Below are 25,307 nucleotides of genomic sequence, written 5' to 3' on the forward strand. Positions count from 1 at the left end.
AACGGGATCAACACAGGAGGCAGCCCGCATGACAGACTCGGTTATCAGCAGCACATTAACCTTTAGCCAGCCCTTTACCCACGCGGAAAAGCAGCTGCTCACCCCGGAAGCCATCGACTTTCTGCACTCTCTGGTGGCGCGTTTTGCCCCGGAACGCGAGCGCCTGCTAAAAGCCCGTCAGCAACGCCAGCAGCGTTATGATCAGGGTGCATTGCCAGGCTTTGATTCGGAAACGGCTTCCATTCGTGAAAACGAGTGGCAGGTACGTCCGATACCCCAACTGCTGCGCGATCGCCGCGTAGAGATCACCGGTCCGCCGGATCGCAAAATGGTGATCAACGCCTTGAATGCTAACGTGAAAGTATTTATGGCGGATTTTGAGGATTCGCTGGCACCGACCTGGGAAAAACTGGTCGATGGTCAACTGGCGTTACGTGATGCAGTGAAGGGGACGCTGAGTTTCACCAGTGAAACCGGCAAGATCTACCAGTTACGATCTGATCCCGCGCTGCTGATGTGCCGTGTCCGTGGTCTGCATCTGGATGAAAAGCATGTGGAGTGGCGCGATCGCGCTATCCCCGCTGGGCTGTTTGATTTTGCGCTGTATCTGTTTCACAACGTCGATGCGCTGCTGGATAAGGGCCACGGACCCTGGTTCTATCTGCCGAAAACCGAACATGCCAGCGAAGTGGCGTGGTGGCGTGAGATCTTCCGGTTCAGTGAAGATCGCTTTGATCTGCCGCGTGGCACCATCAAAGCCACGGTATTGATTGAAACGCTGCCAGCGGTATTCCAGATGGATGAGATCCTGTGGGAACTACGCGATCACGTCGTGGGGCTGAACTGTGGCCGCTGGGATTACATCTTCAGCTACATCAAAACCCTCGGTCAGCATGGTGAGCGTATTCTGCCGGATCGCCAGCAAATCACGATGGATCAGCCGTTCCTCGATGCCTATTCGCGGCTGCTGATCAGAACCTGCCACCGCCGTGGCGCACTGGCGATGGGGGGAATGTCGGCGCTGATCCCGAGCAAAGACCCGCAACGCAACGCCTGGGTCACGCAAAAGGTGCAGGAAGACAAAGCGCGCGAAGCAGCGAACGGTCACGATGGTACCTGGGTGGCTCATCCCGGCCTGGCCGATATCGCGATGGCGGAATTTAATCGTCAACTGGGTGATCAACCTAATCAAATGCATGTCAGCCGTGAGCAGGATAGCCCGGTCACCGCGGAACGGCTGCTGCTGCCTTGCCGTGGCAAACGCACCGAAGCAGGAATGCGTGCCAACATTCGCGTGGCGCTGCAATATCTTGAAGCCTGGATCAGCGGGAATGGTTGTGTGCCGATTGATGGCCTGATGGAGGATGCGGCCACTGCCGAAATTGCCCGCACCTCGATCTGGCAATGGATGCACCACAAGCAAATTCTCAGCGATGGCCAGCTGGTAACGGCGGCGCTTTTTGAACAGCTGCTGGATGAAGAACTGACGGCGTTGCAGCACAGCCTCGGTGAAGAACGTTGCCGAAATGGACGTTTTGCCGATGCCGCCGCGCTGATGGCACAAATCACCACCGATGATGAGCTGGTCCCTTTCCTCACCCTGCCAGGCTACCGCCTGCTGCCCTGACCCCGGGAGATATTGCTATGACGACTCGTACGCAACAAATCAAACAGCTGGAAACCACCTGGCAGGATGCACGCTGGCAGGGCATTACCCGACCTTACAGCGCCCAGGATGTGGTGAATTTACGCGGTTCCGTCAATCCGGCCTGTACCCTGGCGGAGCGGGGGGCGCAAAAACTGTGGTCGCTGCTGAATGGGGAATCGCAGAAAGGGTATATCAACAGCCTGGGGGCATTGACGGGCGGCCAGGCGGTGCAACAGGCGAAAGCGGGCATTGAGGCCATCTATCTCTCTGGCTGGCAGGTCGCGGCGGATGCCAACCTTGCCGGACAGATGTACCCGGATCAGTCGCTTTATCCGGTGAACTCGGTCCCGGCGGTGGTGGAGCGTATTAACCAGAGTTTCCAGCGTGCCGATCAGATTCAGTGGGCCAGCGGGATGTCGCCGGAGGTTGAAGGCTTTATTGATTACTACCTGCCGATTGTGGCGGATGCGGAAGCCGGGTTTGGCGGGGTGCTCAACGCCTTTGAGTTGATGAAATCGATGATTCAGGCCGGTGCGGCGGCGGTGCATTTTGAAGACCAGCTGGCAGCGGTGAAGAAATGCGGCCATATGGGCGGTAAAGTGCTGGTGCCAACCCAGGAGGCGATTCAGAAACTGGTGGCAGCACGTCTGGCCGCTGATGTGATGGACGTCCCGACGGTGCTGATTGCCCGTACCGACGCTGATGCGGCCGATCTCATCACCTCCGACTGCGATGAATACGATCGGGCGTTTATCACCGGCGAACGCACCTCGGAAGGTTTCTTCCGCACCCGTGCCGGGATTGAGCAGGCCATCAGCCGTGGTCTGGCCTATGCGCCTTACGCCGATGTGCTGTGGTGTGAAACTTCAACGCCGGATCTGGCACTGGCGCAGCGTTTTGCCGAGGCGATTCACGCACAATACCCGGGCAAGTTGCTGGCCTACAACTGCTCGCCGTCGTTCAACTGGAAGAAAAACCTCGACGATCGCACCATCGCCCGCTTCCAGCAGGCGCTGAGCGAGATGGGTTACCGCTTCCAGTTCATCACCCTGGCGGGTATCCATAGCATGTGGTTCAACATGTTCGACCTGGCGCACGCCTATGCGCAGGGCGAGGGCATGCGCCACTACGTTGAGAAGGTACAGCAGCCGGAATTTGCTGCGCGTGATAAGGGTTACACCTTCTCATCACACCAGCAGGAAGTGGGTACTGGCTATTTTGACCGCATCACCACGGTGATCCAGGGGGGGAAATCGTCGGTCACCGCGTTAACCGGTTCTACCGAAGCCGCGCAGTTCTGAGTTGTGATGCTGGCCCACGGAGGGGCCATTTTGCCGGGAGACGTGCCGATGCCGCCGAGAGAATCCCTCATTGCTCACACCATCCTGCAAGGTTTTGACGCGCAGTATGGTCGCTTTCTCGATATTACCGCCGGTGCTCAACAGCGTTTTGAGCAGGCTGACTGGCATGCCGTACAGCAGGCGATGAAAGCACGTATCCACCTTTATGATCATCATGTTGGGCTGGTGGCAAATCAGCTGCGCATCCTCAATGGGGCGTCCGACTGGGATGAAGGTTTCTGGCTGCGGGTGAAAAGCCACTACGAAACTCTGCTGCCGGGCTATCCACGCCATGAAATCGCTGAAAGTTTCTTTAATTCGGTATATTGCCGGTTGCAGGGCCATAGCCACCTGACACCGCAGCGATTATTTATCTTTCCTTCGCAGCCGTTCGCTCCGGCCCCGGCATCACCACGCCCGTTGTCACGCCTGTATCGGCCACAGCACAGCTGGCAGGAAACGCTGCGCCAGATCTTCAACGACATTCCGTTACGTTTGCCGTGGCAGGATCAGGCGCGCGATATCAGCTGGATCGTGCGTCATCTGCATGAGCAATTCAGCGCAGCGCAGCTGGCGACGGCGACGCTGGATGTTGCCAGCGAGCTGTTTTACCGCAATAAAACCGCGTGGATTGTGGCGCGCCTGCAATTGGAAGATGACACGCTACCGTGCCTGTTACCGATTCAGCGCGATGAGGCCGGGCGGCTGTGGATCGATACCTGTCTTACCGACAGCAACGATGCCAGCATCGTCTTCGGTTTCGCCCGCGCCTACTTTATGGTTTACGCCCCGGTGCCCGCCGCGCTGGTGGACTGGCTGCAACCGATTCTGCCCGGCAAAACCACCGCCGAACGCTATATGGCGATTGGTTGCCAGAAGCACGGTAAAACCGAGTGCTACCGCGAATATCTGCATTACCTGACGCACAGTCAGGAAGATTTCACCATTGCGCCCGGCGTGCGCGGCATGGTGATGCTGGTGTTTACCCTGCCGGGTTTTGACCGGGTGTTTAAGGTGATTAAGGACCGCTTTGCCCCGCAGAAAGAGGTGACGGATGCGCAGGTACGTGACTGTTATCGGCTGGTCAAAGAGCATGACCGTGTAGGCCGCATGGCCGACACCCAGGAATTTGAGCACTTTGCGCTGCCGCGCGCGCGCATTCCTGCGGAGTTGATGGCCGAGTTCGAGCGCGATATCCCGGAGAAAATTTGTATCGAAGATGACGTGGTGATCATTCGCCATCTGTGGCTGGAGCGAAGAATGCAGCCGCTGAACCTGTGGCTGATGCAGGCCAGCCCGGCGCAGCGTCAGCACGCGATTGAAGAGTATGGTGATGCTATCCGGCAACTGGCGGCAGCCAATATTTTCCCCGGCGACATGCTGTTTAAAAATTTCGGTATGACGCGCCACGGACGGGTGGTGTTTTACGATTACGATGAAATCCGCCCGATGACTGAGCTTCAGTTCCGCGATGTGCCGCCAGCCCGATACGAAGAGGACGAGTTGCAGGCCGAGCCGTGGTACAGCGTCGGACCGGACGATGTCTTCCCGGAAACCTTCCGCTACGCGCTGTGCAGCGAACCGGCAACCGGTAAGTTACTGCTGGCGCTGCACCCGGAGCTGTTCGATCCCGGCTGGTGGCGTGCGCAGCAGGCGCGGATTCGTCAGGGGCATATTGAAGAGGTGATGGCGTGGCGCGCGGCACAGCGCTTCAGCGTGCGCTATGCCACGATCGCGGCTTAACGACCGGCGTACGCCAGCGTGACCTGTTTCGCCGCACGGATCACCAATGCGCCGAGTTCGGTGATGCGGTCATCGGTCATACGCGCGATCGGCCCGGAAATCGAGATGGCGGCGAAAGGTTCACCGTGTTCATCGTAAATCGGTGCCGCGACGCAGCGCAGGCCCAGCGCGTGTTCTTCATCATCATGGGAAAAACCCACTTTGCGAATTAGCGCCAGATTCTCTTTCAGGCTGTGCGGTGACATCAGCGTTTTCGGCGTGTAGTAATGCAGGCCTTTCTGATGTAGCAGCGTGGTGACCTGGTCATCACTCAGATGGGCCAGGAAGGCTTTTCCAGCCCCGGAGGCGTGCATCGGCAACTTGCCGCCAATCGGCGCGGACATACGCATCAGCTGGGTGCACTGCACCTGGTCGATAATTACCGCCTGGTAATCACTGAGATCCAACACCGCCAGATTCACCGTTTCTCCGGCGTCTTCCATCAACTTGCGCAGAATCGGATGCACAATGACCAGCAGATTGCGGCTTTGCAGGAAGCTGCTGCCGACCACAAAGGCATGCGAGCCGATGGCCCAGAAACCTAAGTCGCCCACCTGATGAACAAAGCCCTGTTGCTGCATGGTGGTCAGCAGGCGATGGGTGGTGGAGTTGGGCAGCCCGGCCTGTTGAGCCAGCTCGGTCAGCGCTACGCTGCCGTTGGATTCCGCAATCAGTTCCAGCAGACGCAGACCACGCGTCAGGGACTGGACCTGGCCGCCAGCCGGGGCCGCAGTAGCCGCCGCAGTACGGGGTTTTTTGCCGCGTTTCGCGGGCGCAGGGGTAGCCATGACTTCTCCATAGTCGCATCAGATATGGAAACCATTTTCGTTTTTCGCCCTGTGAATGCAAATGCTGACTTACTGGTCGGATCTGTAAGGGTTTCCCCCTGAAAATGTCTCATCCGTCATAACTTTTACCCACCTGAAAGTTGTGCCAGTATGTCTGGCTGGCATTTCAGCCAACGTAATGACGTGGACGGGGCAACAGTGAGCAACAGAATAGAAGCGCTGCATCAGCAGCTCGCGCGACGCATCATGATTCTGGACGGTGGCATGGGCACCATGATCCAGAGCTATAAACTGGATGAGCAGGATTTTCGTGGCAGCCGCTTTGCAGACTGGCCGTGCGATCTCAAAGGCAATAACGATTTGCTGGTGCTGTCCAAACCCGAGGTGATTCGCGAGATCCATAACGCTTACCTCGCGGCAGGTGCCGATATTCTGGAAACCAACACTTTCAACTCTACCACCATTGCGATGGCGGATTACGAAATGGAAGCGCTGTCGGCGGAGATCAACCTCGAAGCTGCCCGGCTGGCGCGCGCCTGTGCCGATGAGTGGAGCGCGAAAACGCCTGAGCGCCCGCGTTACGTCGCCGGGGTGCTTGGCCCGACCAACCGTACCTGTTCCATCTCACCGGATGTGAACGATCCGGCATTTCGTAACGTGACTTTTAATCAGCTGGTGGACGCCTATCGTGAATCCACCCATGCGCTGATCGCTGGCGGTTCCGACCTCATTATGATTGAAACGGTGTTCGATACCCTGAACGCCAAAGCGGCTATCTATGCGGTTCAGGCTGAGATGGAGGCGATGGGCGTGAAGCTGCCGCTGATGATCTCCGGCACCATTACCGATGCCTCTGGCCGTACCCTGTCCGGGCAAACCACCGAAGCCTTTTATAACTCGCTGCGCCACGCCGAACCGTTATCTTTTGGTCTCAACTGCGCGCTGGGGCCGGATGAACTGCGTCAGTACGTGGCGGAGCTGTCGCGCATTGCCGAAGGTTATGTCACCGCGCACCCTAACGCCGGTCTGCCGAATGCTTTCGGCGAATATGACCTGGATGCTGCCACCATGGCGGAACAAATTGGTGAATGGGCGCGTTCGGGTTTCCTCAACATCATTGGTGGCTGCTGCGGCACCACGCCAGAGCATATTGCGGCAATGGTGGCAGCAGTGGACGGCGTTGCGCCGCGTAAGCTGCCGGAGATACCGGTTGCCTGCCGCTTATCCGGGCTGGAGCCCCTGAATATCAGCGCGGATTCGCTGTTTGTGAACGTCGGAGAACGTACCAACGTTACCGGCTCGGCCAAATTTAAGCGTCTGATCAAAGAAGAAAAATACAACGAAGCGCTGGATGTGGCGCGCCAGCAGGTCGAAAGCGGCGCGCAAATCATCGATATCAACATGGATGAAGGCATGCTGGATGCGGAAGCGGCGATGGTTCGCTTCCTGAATCTGATTGCCGGTGAGCCGGATATCGCCCGCGTGCCGATTATGATCGACTCCTCCAAATGGGAGGTGATCGAGAAAGGGCTGCAATGCATCCAGGGCAAAGGCATCGTCAACTCGATCTCGATGAAAGAAGGCATCGAGATATTTATCGATCACGCACGCAAAGTGCGTCGCTACGGTGCCGCCATGGTGGTGATGGCGTTTGACGAAGTGGGCCAGGCGGATACCCGTGCGCGCAAGATCGAGATTTGCCGTCGCGCATATCAGATCCTCACCGAAGACGTCGGCTTCCCACCGGAAGACATCATTTTTGACCCGAACATCTTTGCGGTCGCCACCGGTATCGAAGAACACAACAACTACGCCATGGACTTCATCGGTGCCTGTGAAGACATCAAACGTCAGCTGCCACATGCGATGATCTCCGGTGGCGTCTCGAACGTGTCGTTCTCGTTCCGTGGCAATGACCCGGTGCGTGAGGCGATTCACGCGGTGTTCCTCTACTACGCAATTCGCAACGGCATGGATATGGGGATCGTGAACGCCGGTCAGCTGGCGATTTATGACGATTTGCCTGCCGAGTTGCGTGATGCGGTGGAAGACGTGATCCTCAATCGCCGTGAGGATGGTACCGAACGGTTGCTGGAGCTGGCGGAGAAATACCGTGGAGCCAAAGGCGATGGCGAGCAGGAAAAGCAACTGGCGGAATGGCGCAACTGGGATGTGGTCAAACGTCTCGAATATTCGCTGGTTAAAGGCATCACCGAATTTATTGAGCAGGACACCGAAGAGGCGCGCCAGGCTTCCGCCCGCCCGATTGAGGTGATTGAAGGGCCGCTGATGTCCGGCATGAATGTGGTGGGCGATCTGTTCGGCGAAGGGAAGATGTTCCTGCCGCAGGTGGTGAAATCTGCACGCGTGATGAAACAGGCGGTGGCTTACCTTGAACCCTATATCCAGGCCAGTAAAGAAGCGGGCCGCAGCAACGGTAAAATCGTGCTGGCGACGGTGAAAGGTGACGTGCACGACATCGGTAAAAATATCGTCGGTGTGGTGCTGCAATGTAACAACTACGAAATTATCGATCTCGGCGTGATGGTGCCGAGTGACAAAATCCTGAAAACCGCCGTCGAGCAGAAGGCCGATATTATTGGTCTGTCCGGGCTGATTACCCCGTCGCTGGATGAGATGGTTAACGTGGCGAAGGAGATGGAGCGTCAGGGCTTCTCCATGCCGCTGCTGATTGGCGGTGCTACCACCTCGAAAGCGCATACCGCGGTGAAAATAGAGCAGAACTACAGCGGCCCGACGGTTTACGTACAGAACGCCTCACGTACCGTGGGCGTGGTGTCATCGCTGCTGTCGCCCAGCCTGAAAGAAGATTTTGTCGCGCGCACGCGCAAAGAGTACGACACCGTGCGCATTCAGCACGCGCGTAAAAAGCCGCGCACGCCGCCTGTCAGCCTGCAAACCGCGCGTGACAACGATTTCTCCTTTGACTGGGAAAGCTACACGCCGCCAGTGGCCCATCGCCTCGGCGTCAGCCCGGTGGAAGCCAGCATCGAAACGCTGCGTAACTATATCGATTGGACGCCGTTCTTTATGACCTGGTCACTGGCCGGGAAATATCCACGCATTCTGGAAGATGAGGTTGTGGGTGAAGAGGCGCAGCGCCTGTTCCACGATGCGAACGCGATGCTCGATATGTTGAGCCAGAACGGTACGCTGCAACCGCGGGGTGTGGTGGGGATTTTCCCGGCCAACCGCGTGGGGGATGATATCCAGATTTACAGCGACGAAAGCCGCAGCCAGGTGTTGTGTGTGAGCCATCACTTACGCCAGCAAACCGAGAAAACCGACTTTGCCAACTACTGTCTGGCTGATTTTGTTGCACCGAAAGCGAGCGGCAAAGCGGACTATCTCGGCGCATTCGCGGTGACCGGCGGGCTGGAGGAAGATGCACTGGCCGAGGCGTATGATCAGCAGCATGATGACTACAACAAAATCATGATTAAGGCGGTTGCCGATCGTCTGGCAGAAGCCTTTGCGGAATATCTGCACGAGCGCGTGCGTAAGGTGATCTGGGGCTTCGGTGCCCATGAGAATCTTAGCAATGACGAGCTGATTCGTGAGAACTATCAGGGCATTCGTCCGGCTCCGGGTTACCCGGCCTGTCCGGAGCACACCGAGAAAGCGCAGATCTGGCAGTTGCTGGATGTGGAAACCCATACCGGTATGAAGCTGACGGAATCTTTCGCTATGTGGCCCGGCGCATCAGTTTCTGGCTGGTACTTCAGCCATCCTGACAGCCGCTATTTCGCCGTGGCACAGATTCAGCGCGATCAGGTTGAGGATTATGCGGCACGTAAGGGCATGAGCGTCAGCGAAGTCGAGCGTTGGTTAGCACCTAACCTTGGGTATGACGCAGACTGATAAAAGGGGACGTTGGTCGGCATGAATGAACCCCGCAGGGTCGCCATTGATGGCGACCCTGGGAATCAATTAATTAAACCGTCCATCGCGATCTGACGTCATATCATACAGCTGATATTTACGACCCAGCATCTGGCCGCCGTCACGCGTCAGCGGTACCCAGTTCACCTGCGCACGACCACGTGTTGGCGTGACGGTAAACAGGTCCATCGGGATCGAGATATAGAAGCCTTTGGTGAAGCTGCCTTCGCCATACTCTGCCGCCGAGACGTTGGTTTTGGTGGCATAGAAACCGACGATCACGCCGCTGTCGAATTGCTTCGACATATCCAGCGTCACACCTTTATCCTTCGCCAGATACTGGCCCACGCTCGCTTTCACCAGCACGTTCTGCATAAACCACGGACGCCAGTAAGCAGTCAGATTACCGACCGGTGCTTTGTAGTCGGTGAACTGCATCATGTTGTCCCAGTCACGCTGCTTGACGTAGTTGGCATCGACGCCAATCGCCCAGTTACTGTCCACCGGACGATACAACACTTCGCCACCTACGCCGCCGTACATGGTTTCCAGATAACCACCGTACACCTGGCCATAGAAGTCATTGCCGAGGTAGCGCATGTAGTTGGCTTGCAGATCATTCACATACACGTTGTTCTCAACGTACTGGCGAATATGGGTACGCACGCGCGGCAGGGCGGAATTGGCCGTCAGGCCGTTGTAGTTAAACTTGTCGTAGTTATTGGCGAGGTTACCGAACAGGCTGCCACTGACCAGCAGGTGATCCGTCAGCTGGTAATCGACGTTACCCATCACGCCCAATTGGTACATGTAGAAGCTTTCCGGTCCACCTACTGACTGGTTCAGCACCGGCGACAGGCTGTAATTCAGGCGATCCCTGCGGATGAAATATCCCTGCTCGGTTGAGCCGGGATCGACTGGATTGATACGTGTCTGCTGCAGCGGCTGTTCGTGACCGAGCGGGTAGCCGGAGAGATCGTTTTTCAGGCTGGCGACATCGGTCCGCGTGGTCACCTGCGGCATATTGAAGCGCGACTCCGTTACATCAATGGTATTGATGCCTTCAGGCAGGTTATTGACGATGATGCGGTTAGCCCGATCAACACCTTCGCGCGTATCACGGTATTTGGTCTGCTCGCCAGAGACATACAGGGTATCGCCTTTGGTCTGAATCTTCGGACCATCAAGACCGGCGTTGTATTTCAGGTCGGTCAGCTGGTTGGCTACCACCGTGGACTGCAACAGCTCGCCCTGCGGCTGCGGATTGTAAGCCGGTTTGGCGCTGTCGATATGCGGCTGGCGTAAATCGTCAAAGTTAGTGCGCAGCGTAAAGCCAAACATAAAGGTATTGCCGCGTTCGTAACTGGCGTTGATGTCTGCCCAGTCAGTGATGCGATAAATCGCGCCGACGTTAACCTTGCTGTTTTGCTCCAGACGACCCGCGAAATCGTCCTGATAATTGTTGCCTTCATATTCGACTTTCAGACGCAGCGGCTGCCACGGCGTTTGATACTCGATACCACCGAACAGCGCTGCCGGGCCGTGGAACATCTGGGAACCGTTAATCGACCCCGCCGTGCCGCCGCCATTAGTTCGTGTACAGAAGCTATCGCTGTAGGAACAGAACGGGTTTTTGATGGTGCCGCTATTGCCGAGATAGCCCCAGCCGATGCCGAAGGTGAAATCGAACGGCCCCCAGGCTTTGGTGCCCACCAGATATTCGCTGTCGAACAGGCCGGTACCGCCCAAATCGCGCGCACCGAATGACACTTCCGGCAGCCAGTAGCTTTCCTGCCACAGGCGCAGCTTCAGGTCGAAGGCTTTGTCTTTATAACTCTGGTCACCGCTGAAGCTTTCAGAGGAACTGTAGCGGCGGGTACGTACGTCGGTATAACGCACGGTAGTCTCCAGCCACGGGAACAGTTGCAGTGACGCGGAATAGTAGCGGTATTGATCGTTATTACGATAGTTAAGGCTGAACTCGCCATCACGGGACATACGCGCGGTAGGAACCTGCATCAGGCCAGCGCCGCCGAAGTCAGATTGTGACGGGCCAATCGGATCGTCATAGGTTGCCGCATTCGCATCACAGGCAGCGGAAACAGCCACAGCCAGCAGGCTGAGAAGTAATTGTTTTTTCATCAGTCTGGGATCCGGTGAGTCAGAACAGAAATCATGCGGTCATTCAGGTCGCTCTGGCCCCATGGCAGGCTCCAGGACGAGAAACCGAGCCAGATAATGCTGCCCGGCTCTACCTCCACATGGCGCTGATTCCAGTAAGCAATGGGCACCTGCCGGGTCTGGCCGGATGGCGCAATTACCGTGGCAAAACTGCGGTCACCACCGGAAAGACGATCGTGGTCGTCAAGATAGTCACGCACCGTTCGGCCCGGCTGCCAGAGCACTTTGCCGGGATTTTCCAGTGCGCCGAGTACCAGCACCTGAGTGGGCGGTGCCAGCGTGTAGAGGTCATAATTGCCCAGCAGGCTACGATTGGCTCCCGGACGCAAGCGTACCCAGTCGGGGTCGAGCGGGGTAAACTGACGGCCTGTCACCGGCATCGCGGATAATTGCTGGATCACGGCACCAATCGCCGCTGCGCGGTCACCGCTGTTATCTGCCTGCCAGGCGCGCAAATCCGCCAGCAGTTGTTGCTGCTGCTGTTTAGCCACCGCCGTTGCGCCGCGTTCGGCAATGACCGTACCGGGCCACCAGGTGTGGATCGCCGGGTTAGTGACCAGCTGGCTGAGGTTTTGTGCATGATCGATCTGTAAAGTCGCGCGATTTTGCCCATCGTGGACGATAACCTGGCTATCGGCCAGCGCGTTGCCCGCAGTGAACAGCGCCAGTCCCGCCAGCAAAGACGTTATTTTTTTCATGATTTCGCCGGTTTCAGAATGGTGGTTTCAATCGGGAAGTCGCCAGCAGCCAGCATCTGGTTCGCCTGGACTACCGTGCCATCGCGGTTATCAATCCAGAAGGTGTTCTGCCATTCGCGCCCAATGCTGTCGATGCGTACGGTTTCGTGCCATACCCGGCAGGCTACGCTCTGTCCGGCAATCGTCAGCACCGTGTCGTCGCCGCGCTGGAATTGTGAGACGGCGGTGGCGGCACGCTGATTATCCTGCTCAGACCACTGCACGACACGTGTCCAGCTGGCACCGTTTTGCAGATGTAACGCGTCCGCCAGCGGGTCCTGCGCCAGATTGCTGACGTTCAACAGGTTGTCGGTCAGACCCAGGGTTTTCACCAGACGACCATGCTGGAGTGCCAGCATCGCTTTATCCTGGGTGACCCATTTTTGTTGGCCGTTTTCGTTGTAACCCAGCACCACAAAGATGCGCGGGCCTTCATTAATGCGGGCGTAGAGGCTGGCGTAAGGCAGGTCTGCCACCTGCTCATTGGTCACCGTGACATCATCCGGCCCTTTAATGGCGAGCATGACGGTCTGTTCCAGACCTTTCTGGGTTTGTGTGCAGGCCTGTAGCAGCAGGCAGAGAAGCAGCAAAGGAAGTCGGCGCACTGTGTGTCCCTGATTAAACGAATCAAAGCAAAAAATAACCACACGGCTGTGTGGTTATGTTTAAAGGTGCTACATCAACGAGTGGTACTCGTTGTGGTCGTGGTTGTTGTACCGGTATTTGCACCGTCACCACCGCCAGAAGCGGCAATGCCGAGACCTACCAACGCACCGAGAGCCCCGATACCCACAGCGGTGGACGCACCAGCGGACATTGCTCCCGCCTGCGCGCCTGCTGCAGCACCGGTTTCTTCCGGTGCGGCAATCGCAGCGGAAGAAACGGCAACGTAAAGTAAGGCTGCACTGGCAACCATAAGTTTTTTCATAACAACGTGTCCTGCATTTAAATGAATGAAGGATGTATACCCGTCATAGTTCAGGTTTCAGGTGCGTTAACCGCCCGCATGGCTGCAATCTGAATTATTTGGGGTATGCCCTTAACGGGCGCGTTCAGTATAGGGCAACAAATTACCAGAGTTCAGCGCGAGGGGAAGAGGGTGAAAATTACGCATGTTGCTGGTGATAAATAATGCAAATCAGCGATAGCTGCTTTTTTTAATTGTGCTTTTTATCAGAGCTGGAATAACTACATAGTTGTGACTGGTTCGGCAGGATTTTTCACTTTTGCATTAAATATTGGTACGGAATCAGAATATTCAGAATTCCCTTAACATGAGTAAATAAAAAAAATCTATTTATCATGGTGATAGCTAATAATTTTGTGAGAAATAGATCCATTCAATTTAGAAATTGTGGGTAAATGCGCGATAAATCTTCGGATTAAGCCTAGACCATTTTAAGAATTATCTAACCATTGTCTGTCGATTAAATAACGAAATCTCCCGATTTATTGCATATTTGTCATAAAAAAAGGCAGCCATAAGGCCGCCTTATTACAAAATGGGTAAAAATTAACGCCAGGATTTATAGCGATTAATTAAACCATTGGTGGAACTGTCGTGGCTGGCAATTTTCGCGTCATTTTCCAGTTCTGGCAAAATACGGTTTGCCAGCTGTTTGCCCAGCTCAACACCCCACTGATCAAAGGTGAAGATATTCAGGATGGCACCCTGGGTGAAGATTTTGTGTTCATATAACGCAATCAACGTACCGAGGCTGAACGGGGTAATTTCGCGCAGCAGGATAGAGTTGGTTGGGCGGTTACCTTCGAACACTTTGAACGGCACGATGTGGGCCACAGAGGCGGCGGATTTGCCAGCATCGGTAAATTCTTTCTCAACCACATCACGCGATTTACCAAAGGCGAGGGCTTCAGTCTGTGCGAAGAAGTTCGACAGCAGCTTCTGATGGTGATCCGCCAGTGCGTTATGGGTTTGTGCCGGAGCGATAAAGTCACACGGAATCAGTTTGGTGCCCTGATGAATCAGCTGGTAGAACGCATGCTGACCATTGGTGCCTGGCTCACCCCAGATGATTGGGCCGGTCTGGTAATCCACGGCGTTACCGTCGCGATCGACATATTTACCGTTGGATTCCATGTTGCCCTGCTGGAAGTAGGCAGCAAAACGATGCATGTACTGATCGTACGGCAGAATCGCTTCGGTCTCAGCACCGAAGAAGTTGTTGTACCAGATACCGATCAGCGCCAGCAGCACCGGCAGATTCTGTTCAGCAGGCGTGGTGGAGAAGTGTTGGTCCATGGCGTGCGCGCCGCTCAGCAGCTGCTCGAAATTGTCGAAGCCGATGGACAGAATGATGGACAGGCCGATCGCTGACCACAGGGAGTAACGGCCACCCACCCAGTCCCAGAACTCGAACATGTTAGCGGTGTCGATGCCGAACTCGCCCACGGCTTTGCCGTTGGTGGAGAGCGCTGCAAAGTGTTTCGCCACATGCTGCTGGTCACCAGCGGTTTTCAGGAACCAGTCACGCGCGCTATGGGCGTTGGTCATGGTTTCCTGGGTGGTGAAGGTTTTGGAGGCCACGAGGAACAGCGTGGTTTCCGGGCTTAGGTCTTTCAGCGTTTCGGCAATATGCGTGCCATCCACGTTGGAGACAAAATGCATATTCAGGTGGTTTTTATAGGGGCGCAGCGCTTCGGTCACCATGAACGGACCCAGGTCAGAACCACCGATACCGATGTTAACCACATCAGTAATGGCTTTGCCGGTATAACCTTTCCACTCACCGCTGATAATACGCTCGGAGAAGCCTTTCATCTTCGCCAGCACGGCATTCACTTCCGGCATCACATCTTTGCCATCGACCACAATCGGCGTGTTGCTGCGGTTACGCAGGGCAACATGCAGCACGGCACGATCTTCGGTGCGGTTGATTTTCTCACCGGAGAACATCGATTTGATGGCACCCGCCAGATCGGTCTCTTTTGCCAGCGCCTGCAGTTTGTCGAGGGTTTCCTGGGTAATACGGTTTTTTGAGAAATCCACCAACATCTGATCGTCGAAGGTGGCAGAGAATTTCGCAAAACGATCGGCATCCTGGGCGAACAGGTCGGCGATCTGCACCGATTTCATCTGGTCAAAATGCTGCTGCAGCGCTTTCCAGGCAGCGGTTTGTGTCGGATTGATATTTTTCATGGCAACACTCTTGTTGAAATAAAAAGAACTGTCATTCCATCCGGGCGCATCCAGCTGGCCCGGCTTGCTTAGCATTCTGGCGGCGGTTGAAGCGGCCGCAACGGGTTTCAGTATGACCACAGTTGCTACTGAAAGGAAAAAAATTGTGCCCTCCGCGAGCCGCTTACTGATGGCATCGACGGTGGTTGCTGCGATTGTTCTTAGGCATTTTCAGGAAAATCCGCCACGGATACCCTGTGCCGCATCAGCAAAAGGGCGGGTTGTTGGCAACCAGCCACTACTTTAGGCGTGAGTTTAGCCTGCTGTTTGTTCTGCGATGCTCACTGCGTGCAGCGAAAGTGAAAAATCCTCAAACATCAGGCGTTGACAGCGGAACAATTAACCGATATTTATGTGCGCGCTACTTACGCCCCAGGGCGTAAGCCAGAAGAGGCGCGTCGCCCAGGCAGTGTGTTGGAGGAACCGTATCCGGGGATAACACATCAGGGGGTGCGACGCCGAGGTGGGGCAACATGCGGTGTGTTGTGCTGTCGGCTGCAGGGGCTGAATCCTCTGGGTTGTCACCAGAAACGTCCACAGTCGGACGTTTCGCAAGGTGAAGCGCTTCTGGGTGACTCGTCTCATGATCTTGTCTGCCCATTTCTGCTCTTCTCTTGTGCCAAGGCTGATAGAATGTCTTCCGTCCCAATAAAGCGGGAGAAAGATAACCTGACACGAGGTTCGTTACATGTCTCAAACTCTGATCGTGGCGAAATTTGGCGGCACCAGCGTTGCCGATTTTGCTGCCATGAACCGCAGCGCCGATGTGGTGCTGTCCAATGCCAACACCCGCCTGGTGGTTCTTTCCGCCTCAGCAGGTGTCACCAATCTGTTGGTATCCCTTTCTGAAGGCCAGGAACAGGCGCAACGTGCGTACCTGCTGGATGAAATTCGCCGTATTCAATATGCCATCATCGATTGTCTGCAAGCGCCGGATGTGATCCGCGATGAGATTGATCGCATGCTGGAAAACATCACCATGCTGTCCGAAGCGGCGGCACTGGCAACGTCGAATGCACTCACCGATGAACTGGTCAGCCACGGCGAGTTGATGTCTACGCTGCTGTTCGTGGAAATTCTGCGCGAGCGTAAGATCAATGCCGAGTGGTTTGATGTGCGTAAAGTGATGCGTACCAGTGACCGTTTTGGCCGTGCTGAGCCAGACGTTGCCGTACTGAAAGAACAATCTGCTGCGCTGCTGCAACCGCGCACCGAGCAGGCGCTGGTGATCACGCAAGGCTTTATTGGCAGCGAAAGCAAAGGCCGCACCACCACGCTGGGCCGGGGTGGCAGCGACTATACGGCGGCGCTGCTGGGCGAAGCCTTGCAGGCGGCGCGTATTGATATCTGGACTGACGTGCCGGGTATCTACACCACCGACCCGCGTGTGGTGCCTGCGGCGAAACGCATCGATGAAATCACTTTCGAAGAAGCGGCAGAAATGGCCACCTTTGGTGCCAAAGTGCTGCATCCGGCGACGCTGCTACCCGCAGTGCGCAGTGATATCCCGGTGTTTGTCGGCTCCAGTAAAGATCCGGCCGCTGGCGGCACGCGTGTCTGCAATGAGACGCAAGACCCGCCGCTGTTCCGGGCGCTGGCACTGCGTCGTAAGCAAACCCTGCTGACGCTGCACAGCCTGAACATGCTGCACGCGCGCGGTTTCCTCGCGGAAGTGTTCGCCATTCTGGCGCGCCACAGTATCTCTGTTGATCTGATCACCACCTCTGAAGTGAGCGTGGCGCTGACGCTGGATACCACCGGTTCCACCTCAACCGGTGATAGCCTGCTAACGCAGGCGCTACTGACCGAACTCTCCTCCCTGTGCCGTGTGGAAGTGGAAGAAAACCTCGCGCTGGTGGCGATTATCGGTAACAGCTTGTCGAAAGCCTGTGGCGTCGGCAAAGAGGTGTTTGGTGTCCTGGAGCCGTTTAACCTGCGCATGATTTGCTACGGTGCCAGCAGCTATAACCTGTGCTTCCTGGTACCGGGCGGCGATGCGGAAGAAGTGGTGCGCACCCTGCATATGAATCTGTTTGGTTGCTAAAACCGAGTGGGTGCGGCGCGATTGATCGCGCCGCACCCATTGCATGCTGTATTAATCCCCGCCTTTTTCCAAAAAATGCAGAGTAATTTCGGCTAATTCCTTCGCTTCGGTAGCAGCCGATCCGCATTTTCCCTGCATCCCCATATCCAGCCTTACGTCACGATAACGAAATGTTATGATCCCGCGTCCGTCGTGGCAGCCGTTTCCTGCACGACGCTTTATCTGTGGCAACACTCCGTAATGACATAATAAAACCTGCATAAGGAAGTTCGTCCATGCTCGGCAAAATTACCCGCCTGTTCCCGCTTTGGGCTGTGCTGCTCTCCGTCGCGGCCTATTATTCACCGTCTACCTTCCTTGGCATTGGCCCGTGGGTGACGTATCTGCTGATGCTGATTATGTTTGGCATGGGCGTGACGCTAAATATCAATGATTTCAAACGCGTGCTGGTGCGTCCAGCTCCGGTAATCGCCGGGACTTTCCTGCATTATCTGGTGATGCCGCTGGCTGCCTGGGGTCTGGCGAAGTTATTCCAGATGCCGCCGGACCTGGCGGCGGGCATGATTCTGGTGGGCAGCGTTGCCAGTGGTACCGCGTCTAACGTGATGATTTATCTGGCGAAGGGTGATGTAGCTTTGTCCGTGACCATCTCCTCGGTCTCGGCACTGGTCGGCGTATTCGCCACGCCGCTGCTGACGCGTTTCTATGTCGATACCCATATTCAGGTGGATGTGGTCGGCATGCTGCTCAGTATCGTTAAAATCGTGGTGGTCCCGATTGGGCTGGGCCTGATTATCCATCACTCGATGAACAGCGTGGTACGTCGTGTCGAACCTTATCTGCCGGCGTTCTCCATGGTGTGTATTCTGCTGATCATCAGCGCGGTCGTTGCGGGCAGTCAGGGCTTTATCGGCTCGGTCGGCCTGGTGGTGATCGCCGCGGTGATTATGCACAACGCCATTGGTTTGCTGGGTGGCTACTGGGGCGGCAAGCTGTTTGGCTTTGACGAATCCACCTGCCGTACCCTGGCGCTGGAAGTGGGGATGCAAAACTCCGGTCTGGCGGCAACGCTGGGCAAACTTTACTTCTCGCCGCTGGCCGCGCTGCCTGGCGCGCTGTTCTCGGTATGGCACAACCTGTCGGGTTCGCTGCTGGCCGGTTACTGGTCAGGCAAACCGATTAACAAAAAATAACGACCTGCACCTGTCACGGCGCGATTTATCGCGCCGTGACAGGTCCGAGCCTTACAGCTTCAGGTAAGCACGAATCCCATCCAGAAACATCTGCGTTGCCAGCATAATCAAAATCAACCCCATCAGACGTTCCAGCGCATTCACGCCTTTATCGCCCAGCAGACGCAGAAACAACCCGGACAGCAGCAAAATCACTACCGTGACGCCCCAGGCAATCATCAGCGCCCCTACCAGATGCAGCATTTGGTTGGGATATTGATGCGACAGCAGCATCAGCGTCGCCAGCAGTGACGGCCCGGCGACCAGCGGAATCGCCAGCGGCACCAGAAACGGCTCCTCACCGGCAGGCAAACCGGTACTGTTGCTCTCGGCTGAAGGGAAAATCATGCGGATGGCGATCAGGAACAAAATGATGCCGCCGGAAATCGATACCGTCTCCGTGCGCAGATTAAGAAACGCCAGAATGCGCTCACCGGCGAATAAAAACAGCAACATCAAGACCAGCGCAATCAACATTTCACGGATCAATACCATCCGGCGACGTTTCGGTTCCAGATGCTTCAAAACCGACATAAAAATCGGCAGGTTACCCAGCGGGTCCATAATCAGCAGCAATAATATGGTGGCGGAAATCATTTCAGTCATTTGTGTTTAACCATCCCTTTGCGGCGTAAAACGCCGTTATTAGTTGCGCTGCTGAAAAAGTTAGCGCAATCGAATTAATTCACTTGCCAGAAGTGCAGCATTTTGTAGAGTTGAGGGTCATAGGTAAACCTGATTATTACGCAGACCGGCAGGTTAATCCGGCTGGTTTTTTCCCTCGCACCAGACAGGGCCTCTCAAGAAGCGCCCGAGACGGACAGAAAATGAAGAATGTAGGTTTTATTGGTTGGCGTGGTATGGTCGGCTCCGTGCTGATGTCCCGCATGAGCGAAGAACGTGATTTTGATGTGATCAATCCGGTCTTCTTCTCCACTTCGCAACTGGGCCAGGCGGCACCGACCTTCGGTGGTAAGTCCACCGGTGCGCTTCAGGATGCTTTTGATATTGATGCGCTGAAAGCGCTCGACATCATTATCACCTGCCAGGGCGGCGATTACACCAGTGAAGTCTATCCGAAGCTGCGCGCCAGCGGCTGGCAGGGTTACTGGATTGACGCCGCTTCGACGCTGCGTATGAAAGATGACGCCATCATTATTCTCGATCCGGTCAACCATCAGGTGATTCGTCAGGGCCTCGACAGCGGTATCAAAACCTTTGTTGGTGGTAACTGCACCGTAAGCCTGATGCTGATGTCACTCGGCGGCCTGTTCGCTAACGACCTGGTGGAGTGGACCTCCGTGGCGACTTATCAGGCGGCTTCCGGTGGCGGTGCGCGTCATATGCGTGAGCTGCTGACCCAGATGGGCATGCTGCACGACCACGTGGCGAAATCATTGCAGAATCCGGCCTCGGCTATCCTCGAAATCGAGCGTAGCGTGACCGATTTCACCCGTTCCGGTACCCTGCCGACCGATAACTTCGGCGTACCGCTGGCGGGCAGCCTGATTCCGTGGATCGACAAACAGCTGGAAAACGGCCAGAGCCGCGAAGAGTGGAAAGGCCAGGCCGAGACCAACAAAATCCTCGGCAGCCAGAAAGTGATCCCGGTCGATGGCCTGTGTGTGCGCGTGGGTGCACTGCGTTGCCACAGCCAGGCGTTTACGCTGAAGCTGAAAAAAGATGTGCCGCTGGCTGAAATTGAACAACTGCTGGCTGCCCACAATGAATGGGTGAAAGTGGTGCCGAACGATCGTGAGATCACCATGCGTGAACTGACCCCGGCGGCAGTCACCGGCACCCTGGCGACACCAGTGGGTCGTCTGCGTAAACTGAACATGGGGCCGGAATACCTTTCGGCTTTCACCGTCGGTGACCAGCTGTTGTGGGGCGCGGCTGAACCGCTGCGCCGTATGCTGCGTCTGCTGGTGGACTAAGCGTAACGCGATAAATATCGGCCGGGGTTTCCCGGCCTTTTTTGCATTTCAGGCTGCAACACTTAACCTAAATTACGCCTGACAAGTGATCGGCTTCCCCTTTTTGCTCACCCGAAAATAATTTTTTGCGATCCCCCCTGGCTTCTGCCAGCCCCAAGCTATGATTTAACAATGATGTGCCGGTAGTTGGTTGTTTTGCTTTCCGTACTGAATGGTTGTTGTACATAGCAAAGATTTTTTCCACGGACGGTATCCTTCCTTGCTCTGTACTCATGGCTCAATGATGAGCAGCGCATCTGATAAGGCTTAACGTCTGACGCAGTTCGCCTGCCAAATGTCACAGGAAGAAATCATGTCAGAGCTTCCCGATCGCCAGGCGATCAATGCCCTGTTTGCGGGTAATTATTCCGATCCGTTTTCTCTTCTGGGGATGCACCAGACCGCAGAAGGTCTGGAGGTGCGGGCTTTACTGCCTGATGCGTCAGAGGTGTGGGTGATTGAAACCAACACCGGACGTAAATGCGCCCAGCTTGAATGTCTCGACTCACGTGGTTTCTTTTGTGGTGTGATCCCGCGCCGTAAAAATCTGTTTCGCTATCAATTGGCGGTGAACTGGCATGGTCAACAGAATCTGATCGATGATGCCTATCGTTTTGGTCCGCTGCTGGAAGAAATGGATGCCTGGTTACTGGCGGAAGGCACCCATTTACGTCCCTACGAAACCCTCGGTGCACACGGCACCACGATCGATGGCGTCAGCGGTACGCGTTTTTCCGTCTGGGCACCTAACGCCCGGCGCGTCTCGGTGGTAGGTGAATTTAACTACTGGGATGGCCGCCGCCATCCGATGCGTTTCCGGCGTGAACTGGGCATCTGGGAGCTGTTTGTACCGGGAGCGTTTAATGGCCAGCTGTATAAATTCGAAATCATCGATGCTTATGGCCAGATGCGGATCAAAGCCGATCCCTTTGCGTTCGAGGCGCAGATGCGCCCGCAGACGGCATCGATGATCTGCGGCTTGCCGCCGAAAACCGAGATGACGCCGGAACGTAAAGCGGCGAATGGTTTCGACGCGCCGATATCGATTTACGAAGTGCACCTCGGTTCCTGGCGGCGACACACCGAGAATAACTTCTGGCTAAGTTACAAAGAGTTGTCGGAACAGCTGATTCCTTATGTCAAAGAGATGGGTTTTACCCATATTGAATTGCTACCGATTAACGAACATCCGTTTGATGGCAGCTGGGGGTATCAGCCGCTCGGCATGTATGCGCCCACCCGCCGTTTCGGCACGCGTGACGAGTTCCGTCAGTTTATTGCCAGCGCCCATGCGGCAGGCATCAACGTGCTACTGGATTGGGTGCCAGGCCACTTCCCCAGCGATGACTTCGGTCTGGCGAAGTTTGATGGCACCGAATTGTATGAACACAGCGACCCTCGTGAAGGCTACCATCAGGACTGGAACACGCTGATCTACAACTTTGGCCGCCGTGAAGTGAGCAATTTCCTGTCCGGCAATGCGCTGTACTGGCTGGAGCGCTTTGGCATTGATGGGTTACGGGTCGATGCGGTGGCATCGATGATCTATCGCGATTACAGCCGCGCTGAAGGTGAGTGGATCCCCAATCAATACGGTGGCCGCGATAACCTTGAGGCCATCTCCTTCCTGCGTTACACCAACCGTATCCTCGGGCGCGCGGCACCCGGCAGTATCACGGTAGCGGAAGAGTCTACCGACTATCCTGGCGTGTCCAGGCCGCCGGAAGCCGGGGGGCTTGGCTTCTGGTTCAAGTGGAACCTGGGCTGGATGCACGACACGCTGGATTACATGAAGCATGACCCGGTGCACCGACGCTACCATCACCACCTGATGACCTTCGGTATGCTGTACAACTACACCGAAAACTTCGTGCTGCCGCTGTCCCATGATGAAGTGGTGCATGGCAAACGCTCCATTCTGGATCGTATGCCGGGCGATCCCTGGCAGAAGTTTGCTAACCTGCGTGCCTATTACGGTTGGATGTGGGCATTCCCCGGTAAGAAGCTGTTGTTTATGGGCGGTGAGTTTGCCCAGGGCAAAGAGTGGAACCATGACACCAGCCTGGACTGGCATTTGCTGGAAGGGGCGGATAACTGGCACCACGGCGTGCAGCGGCTGGTGCGCGATCTCAACCACACCTATCGTCACTACACGCCGCTGTATCAGCTCGATTTCGATGCGCAGGGCTTTGAATGGCTGGTGGTGGATGATCATGAGAACTCGGTGTTTGCCTTTGCACGACGTGATCGTGAGGGCAACGAGGTCATTGTGGTCAGTAACTTCACCCCGGTACCCCGTCTTCACTATCGCTTTGGTGTGAATCAGGCTGGTAGCTGGCGCGAAGTGCTGAATACTGACCAGCATGACTATCATGGCAGCGACCTGCGTAACCCCCAGGTTCATACCGACGACATTGAGAGTCACGGGCGTCCGCAATCCCTCAGTTTATCCCTGCCGCCGCTGGCGACGGTCTGGCTGGTGCGGGAGGGCGAATAATGCTGGAAAGCGGGCAGCCCGCACCGCTGGGCGCGAACTATGATGGTCACGGCGTCAATTTCACGCTGTTTTCCCGCCATGCGGAAAAGGTTGAGCTGTGCCTGTTTGACCATCATGGTGTGGAACGTCGCTTCCCGCTGCCGCAACGTAGCGGCGATATCTGGCATGGTTACTTTCCCGGGCTGAAACCGGGCCAGCGTTATGGCTATCGGGTGCATGGCCCGTGGGCGCCCGCGCAGGGGCATCGTTTTAACCCGGCGAAGCTGCTGGTGGATCCCTGTGCCAGAGCGGTGGTCGGTGATGTGCCGGACGATCCCCGTTTTTTCAACGGCAGTACCACGCCGGACAAGCAGGATAATGCGGCGATCGCGCCAAAATCGCTGGTGATCGCCGAAGATTTTGCCTGGGATGAAGACCAGCCGCTGCGTACTCCGTGGGGCAAAACGGTGATTTATGAAGCGCATGTCCGCGGGTTAACCAGGCAACATCCGGAAATTCCGGAAAGGATACGCGGGACTTATGCTGCACTGGGGCATCCTGTTATGGTTAAGCACCTGCGCCATCTCGGTATCACGGCGCTGGAGCTGTTGCCGATCGCCCACTTTGCCAGTGAGCCGCGTCTGCTGCGGCTGGGGCTGAGTAATTACTGGGGCTATAACCCGGTGGCGCTCTGGGCGGTCGATCCGCGTTATGCCTCGGGTGAAGATGGCCTGACGCCGTTGCAGGAGTTTCAGCAGGCGGTAAAACGGCTGCATGCGGCGGGTATCGAGGTGATTCTCGACGTGGTGTTTAACCACACCGCCGAGCTGGATGAAATCGGCCCGGTGATTTCGATGCGGGGCATCGACAACGCCAGTTATTACTGGCTTAACGGGCAGGGCGAGTACCAGAACTGGACCGGTTGTGGCAACACGCTCAATCTCAGCGATGTTCAGGTGATGGAATGGGTGCTGGCAGGGCTGCGCCATTGGGTGCGTGACTGCCACATTGACGGCTTCCGTTTTGATCTGGCCTCGGTGCTGGGGCGTACGCCGGAATTCCGTCAGGATGCGCCGCTGTTTGCGGCCATTAAAGCCTGCCCGATTTTGTCCAACGTGAAACTGATCGCCGAACCCTGGGATGTCGGTCCCGGCGGCTATCAGGTCGGCAATTATCCGCCAGCGTTTGCCGAGTGGAACGATCACTTTCGTGATTCGGCACGGCGCTACTGGCTGCTTGGTGAGCTAAACAACGGTGATTTTGCCCGGCGTTTTGCCGCCTCCAGCGACGTTTTTCAGCGTGCGACACGTCTGCCGCACGCCAGTATCAATCTGATCACTGCCCATGACGGCTTTACGCTGCGTGATGCGGTGAGTTTCAACCATAAACACAATCAGGCTAACGGCGAGGACAATCGCGACGGCAACAGCAGCAACTTCAGCAATAACCACGGGCATGAAGGGCTGCATGTCAGTTTCGATATTGTCGAGCGGCGGCGGCTCAGCGTGCATGCGTTGCTGACGACGCTGTTGCTGGCGCAGGGCACGCCGATGCTGCTGGCCGGTGACGAACGCGGCCACAGCCAGCATGGCAACAACAATGCGTATTGTCAGGACAACCCGCTGACCTGGCTGGACTGGCAACAGGATGATTCAGGACTGATCGACTTCACTGCCGCGTTAATCCATCTGCGTCTGCGCATTCCCGCGCTGACCGCAGATCGCTGGTGGCAGGAAGGCGATGGCAACGTGCAGTGGTTCAATGCCAGCGGCAAACCACTGGAGGAGGAGGAGTGGGGACAGGGGGCGCACAGAATGCAGATCCTGCTCTCCAGCCGCTGGTTAATAACAATTAACGCCACGGATGCGGTGAGTGACCTCGCCTTACCAGACGGAGAGTGGCGCGCCATTCCTCCATTCGCCGGGGAAGATAACCCCATTTTGACAACTGTCTGGCACGGGCCCGCACACGGTGTGTGTGTGTTCCAAAAGCAATCATAAG

17 protein-coding genes and 1 riboswitch are annotated in these 25,307 nt (G+C 56.1%); of the genes, 9 read left to right on the plus strand and 8 right to left on the minus strand.

Going from position 1 to position 25,307, the window contains the following annotated elements:
- The first annotated feature begins 28 nt into the window (after positions 1-28).
- Genes aceB through aceK form a run of 3 tightly spaced genes read left to right on the plus strand, consistent with a single transcriptional unit; the run spans position 29 to position 4,731 of the window.
- A complete protein-coding gene (aceB, locus tag AC6I8X_RS01415) occupies positions 29-1,627 on the plus strand; it encodes a malate synthase A (protein ID WP_313688663.1) in 1,599 nt (532 codons plus the stop codon).
- A 17-nt stretch (positions 1,628-1,644) separates the two neighbouring features.
- Positions 1,645-2,949: an isocitrate lyase gene (aceA, locus tag AC6I8X_RS01420; RefSeq protein ID WP_084871772.1), complete on the plus strand. Its 1,305-nt coding sequence runs from the start codon at positions 1,645-1,647 to the stop codon at positions 2,947-2,949.
- A 48-nt stretch (positions 2,950-2,997) separates the two neighbouring features.
- Positions 2,998-4,731 (plus strand): bifunctional isocitrate dehydrogenase kinase/phosphatase, encoded by a 1,734-nt coding sequence (gene aceK, locus AC6I8X_RS01425; RefSeq protein ID WP_313688666.1) that lies wholly within the window; start codon positions 2,998-3,000, stop codon positions 4,729-4,731.
- Here aceK and iclR read toward each other — a convergent pair.
- A complete protein-coding gene (iclR, locus tag AC6I8X_RS01430) occupies positions 4,728-5,558 on the minus strand; it encodes a glyoxylate bypass operon transcriptional repressor IclR (RefSeq protein WP_084871773.1) in 831 nt (276 codons plus the stop codon). The two genes, aceK and iclR, sit on opposite strands and share 4 nt — an antisense overlap.
- A 150-nt stretch (positions 5,559-5,708) precedes the next feature.
- Here iclR and metH point away from each other — a divergent pair, with 150 nt between their 5' ends.
- On the plus strand, positions 5,709-9,440 hold the full coding sequence (gene metH / locus AC6I8X_RS01435; protein WP_409521717.1) for a methionine synthase: 3,732 nt from the start codon (positions 5,709-5,711) through the stop codon (positions 9,438-9,440).
- Positions 9,441-9,509: 69 nt separating this feature from the next.
- On the opposite strand, the gene AC6I8X_RS01440 is transcribed toward metH, so the two are convergent.
- The 5 genes from AC6I8X_RS01440 to pgi form a co-directional block, all read right to left on the minus strand.
- Positions 9,510-11,603, minus strand: coding sequence for a YjbH domain-containing protein (locus tag AC6I8X_RS01440; protein ID WP_313685829.1), 2,094 nt, complete (start codon positions 11,601-11,603; stop codon positions 9,510-9,512).
- Complete coding sequence (locus AC6I8X_RS01445; RefSeq protein WP_313685827.1) at positions 11,603-12,340, minus strand: capsule biosynthesis GfcC family protein; 738 nt, start codon at positions 12,338-12,340, stop codon at positions 11,603-11,605. Before AC6I8X_RS01445 ends, AC6I8X_RS01440 begins: the two co-directional genes overlap by 1 nt.
- On the minus strand, positions 12,337-12,984 hold the full coding sequence (locus AC6I8X_RS01450; RefSeq protein WP_313685825.1) for a YjbF family lipoprotein: 648 nt from the start codon (positions 12,982-12,984) through the stop codon (positions 12,337-12,339). Before AC6I8X_RS01450 ends, AC6I8X_RS01445 begins: the two co-directional genes overlap by 4 nt.
- Positions 12,985-13,058: 74 nt before the next feature.
- Positions 13,059-13,307 (minus strand): exopolysaccharide production protein YjbE, encoded by a 249-nt coding sequence (yjbE, locus tag AC6I8X_RS01455; protein WP_497840435.1) that lies wholly within the window; start codon positions 13,305-13,307, stop codon positions 13,059-13,061.
- 585 nt (positions 13,308-13,892) lie between these two features.
- Positions 13,893-15,539, minus strand: a complete 1,647-nt coding sequence (gene pgi / locus AC6I8X_RS01460) for a glucose-6-phosphate isomerase (RefSeq protein ID WP_497840436.1) — start codon at positions 15,537-15,539, stop codon at positions 13,893-13,895.
- A 419-nt stretch (positions 15,540-15,958) separates the two neighbouring features.
- A riboswitch (Lysine riboswitch) is annotated at positions 15,959-16,153 on the plus strand.
- Positions 16,154-16,266: 113 nt separating this feature from the next.
- On the opposite strand from pgi, the gene lysC reads away from it, so the two are divergent.
- Both lysC and panS read left to right on the plus strand, forming a co-directional pair.
- Entirely contained in the window at positions 16,267-17,622 is a 1,356-nt protein-coding gene (gene lysC, locus AC6I8X_RS01465) for a lysine-sensitive aspartokinase 3 (RefSeq protein WP_313685820.1), read from the plus strand.
- Between the two features lie 275 nt (positions 17,623-17,897).
- A complete protein-coding gene (panS, locus tag AC6I8X_RS01470; protein WP_313685818.1) occupies positions 17,898-18,815 on the plus strand; it encodes a ketopantoate/pantoate/pantothenate transporter PanS in 918 nt (305 codons plus the stop codon).
- A gap of 51 nt (positions 18,816-18,866) precedes the next feature.
- Here the strand turns inward: panS and AC6I8X_RS01475 are convergent, their stop codons facing one another.
- Complete coding sequence (locus AC6I8X_RS01475; protein ID WP_313685816.1) at positions 18,867-19,460, minus strand: YhgN family NAAT transporter; 594 nt, start codon at positions 19,458-19,460, stop codon at positions 18,867-18,869.
- A gap of 221 nt (positions 19,461-19,681) precedes the next feature.
- On the opposite strand from AC6I8X_RS01475, the gene asd reads away from it, so the two are divergent.
- Positions 19,682-20,791, plus strand: a complete 1,110-nt coding sequence (gene asd, locus AC6I8X_RS01480) for an aspartate-semialdehyde dehydrogenase (protein WP_313685814.1) — start codon at positions 19,682-19,684, stop codon at positions 20,789-20,791.
- A 67-nt stretch (positions 20,792-20,858) separates the two neighbouring features.
- Here asd and AC6I8X_RS01485 read toward each other — a convergent pair whose 3' ends face one another.
- A complete protein-coding gene (locus AC6I8X_RS01485) occupies positions 20,859-21,035 on the minus strand; it encodes a hypothetical protein (protein WP_208713649.1) in 177 nt (58 codons plus the stop codon).
- A gap of 108 nt (positions 21,036-21,143) precedes the next feature.
- Between AC6I8X_RS01485 and glgB the strand changes: the two genes are divergently transcribed.
- Both glgB and glgX read left to right on the plus strand, forming a co-directional pair.
- Entirely contained in the window at positions 21,144-23,327 is a 2,184-nt protein-coding gene (glgB, locus tag AC6I8X_RS01490; RefSeq protein ID WP_313685811.1) for a 1,4-alpha-glucan branching enzyme, read from the plus strand.
- Positions 23,327-25,306 carry a glycogen debranching protein GlgX gene (glgX, locus tag AC6I8X_RS01495; RefSeq protein ID WP_497840437.1) on the plus strand — a complete coding sequence of 660 codons (1,980 nt, stop codon included), beginning with the start codon at positions 23,327-23,329 and terminating at the stop codon, positions 25,304-25,306. The genes glgB and glgX overlap by 1 nt, the downstream gene beginning before the upstream one ends.
- The last annotated feature ends 1 nt before the right edge of the window (position 25,307 follow it).

Source organism: Pantoea sp. X-Soil-TKNS-1280 (assembly GCF_059730475.1).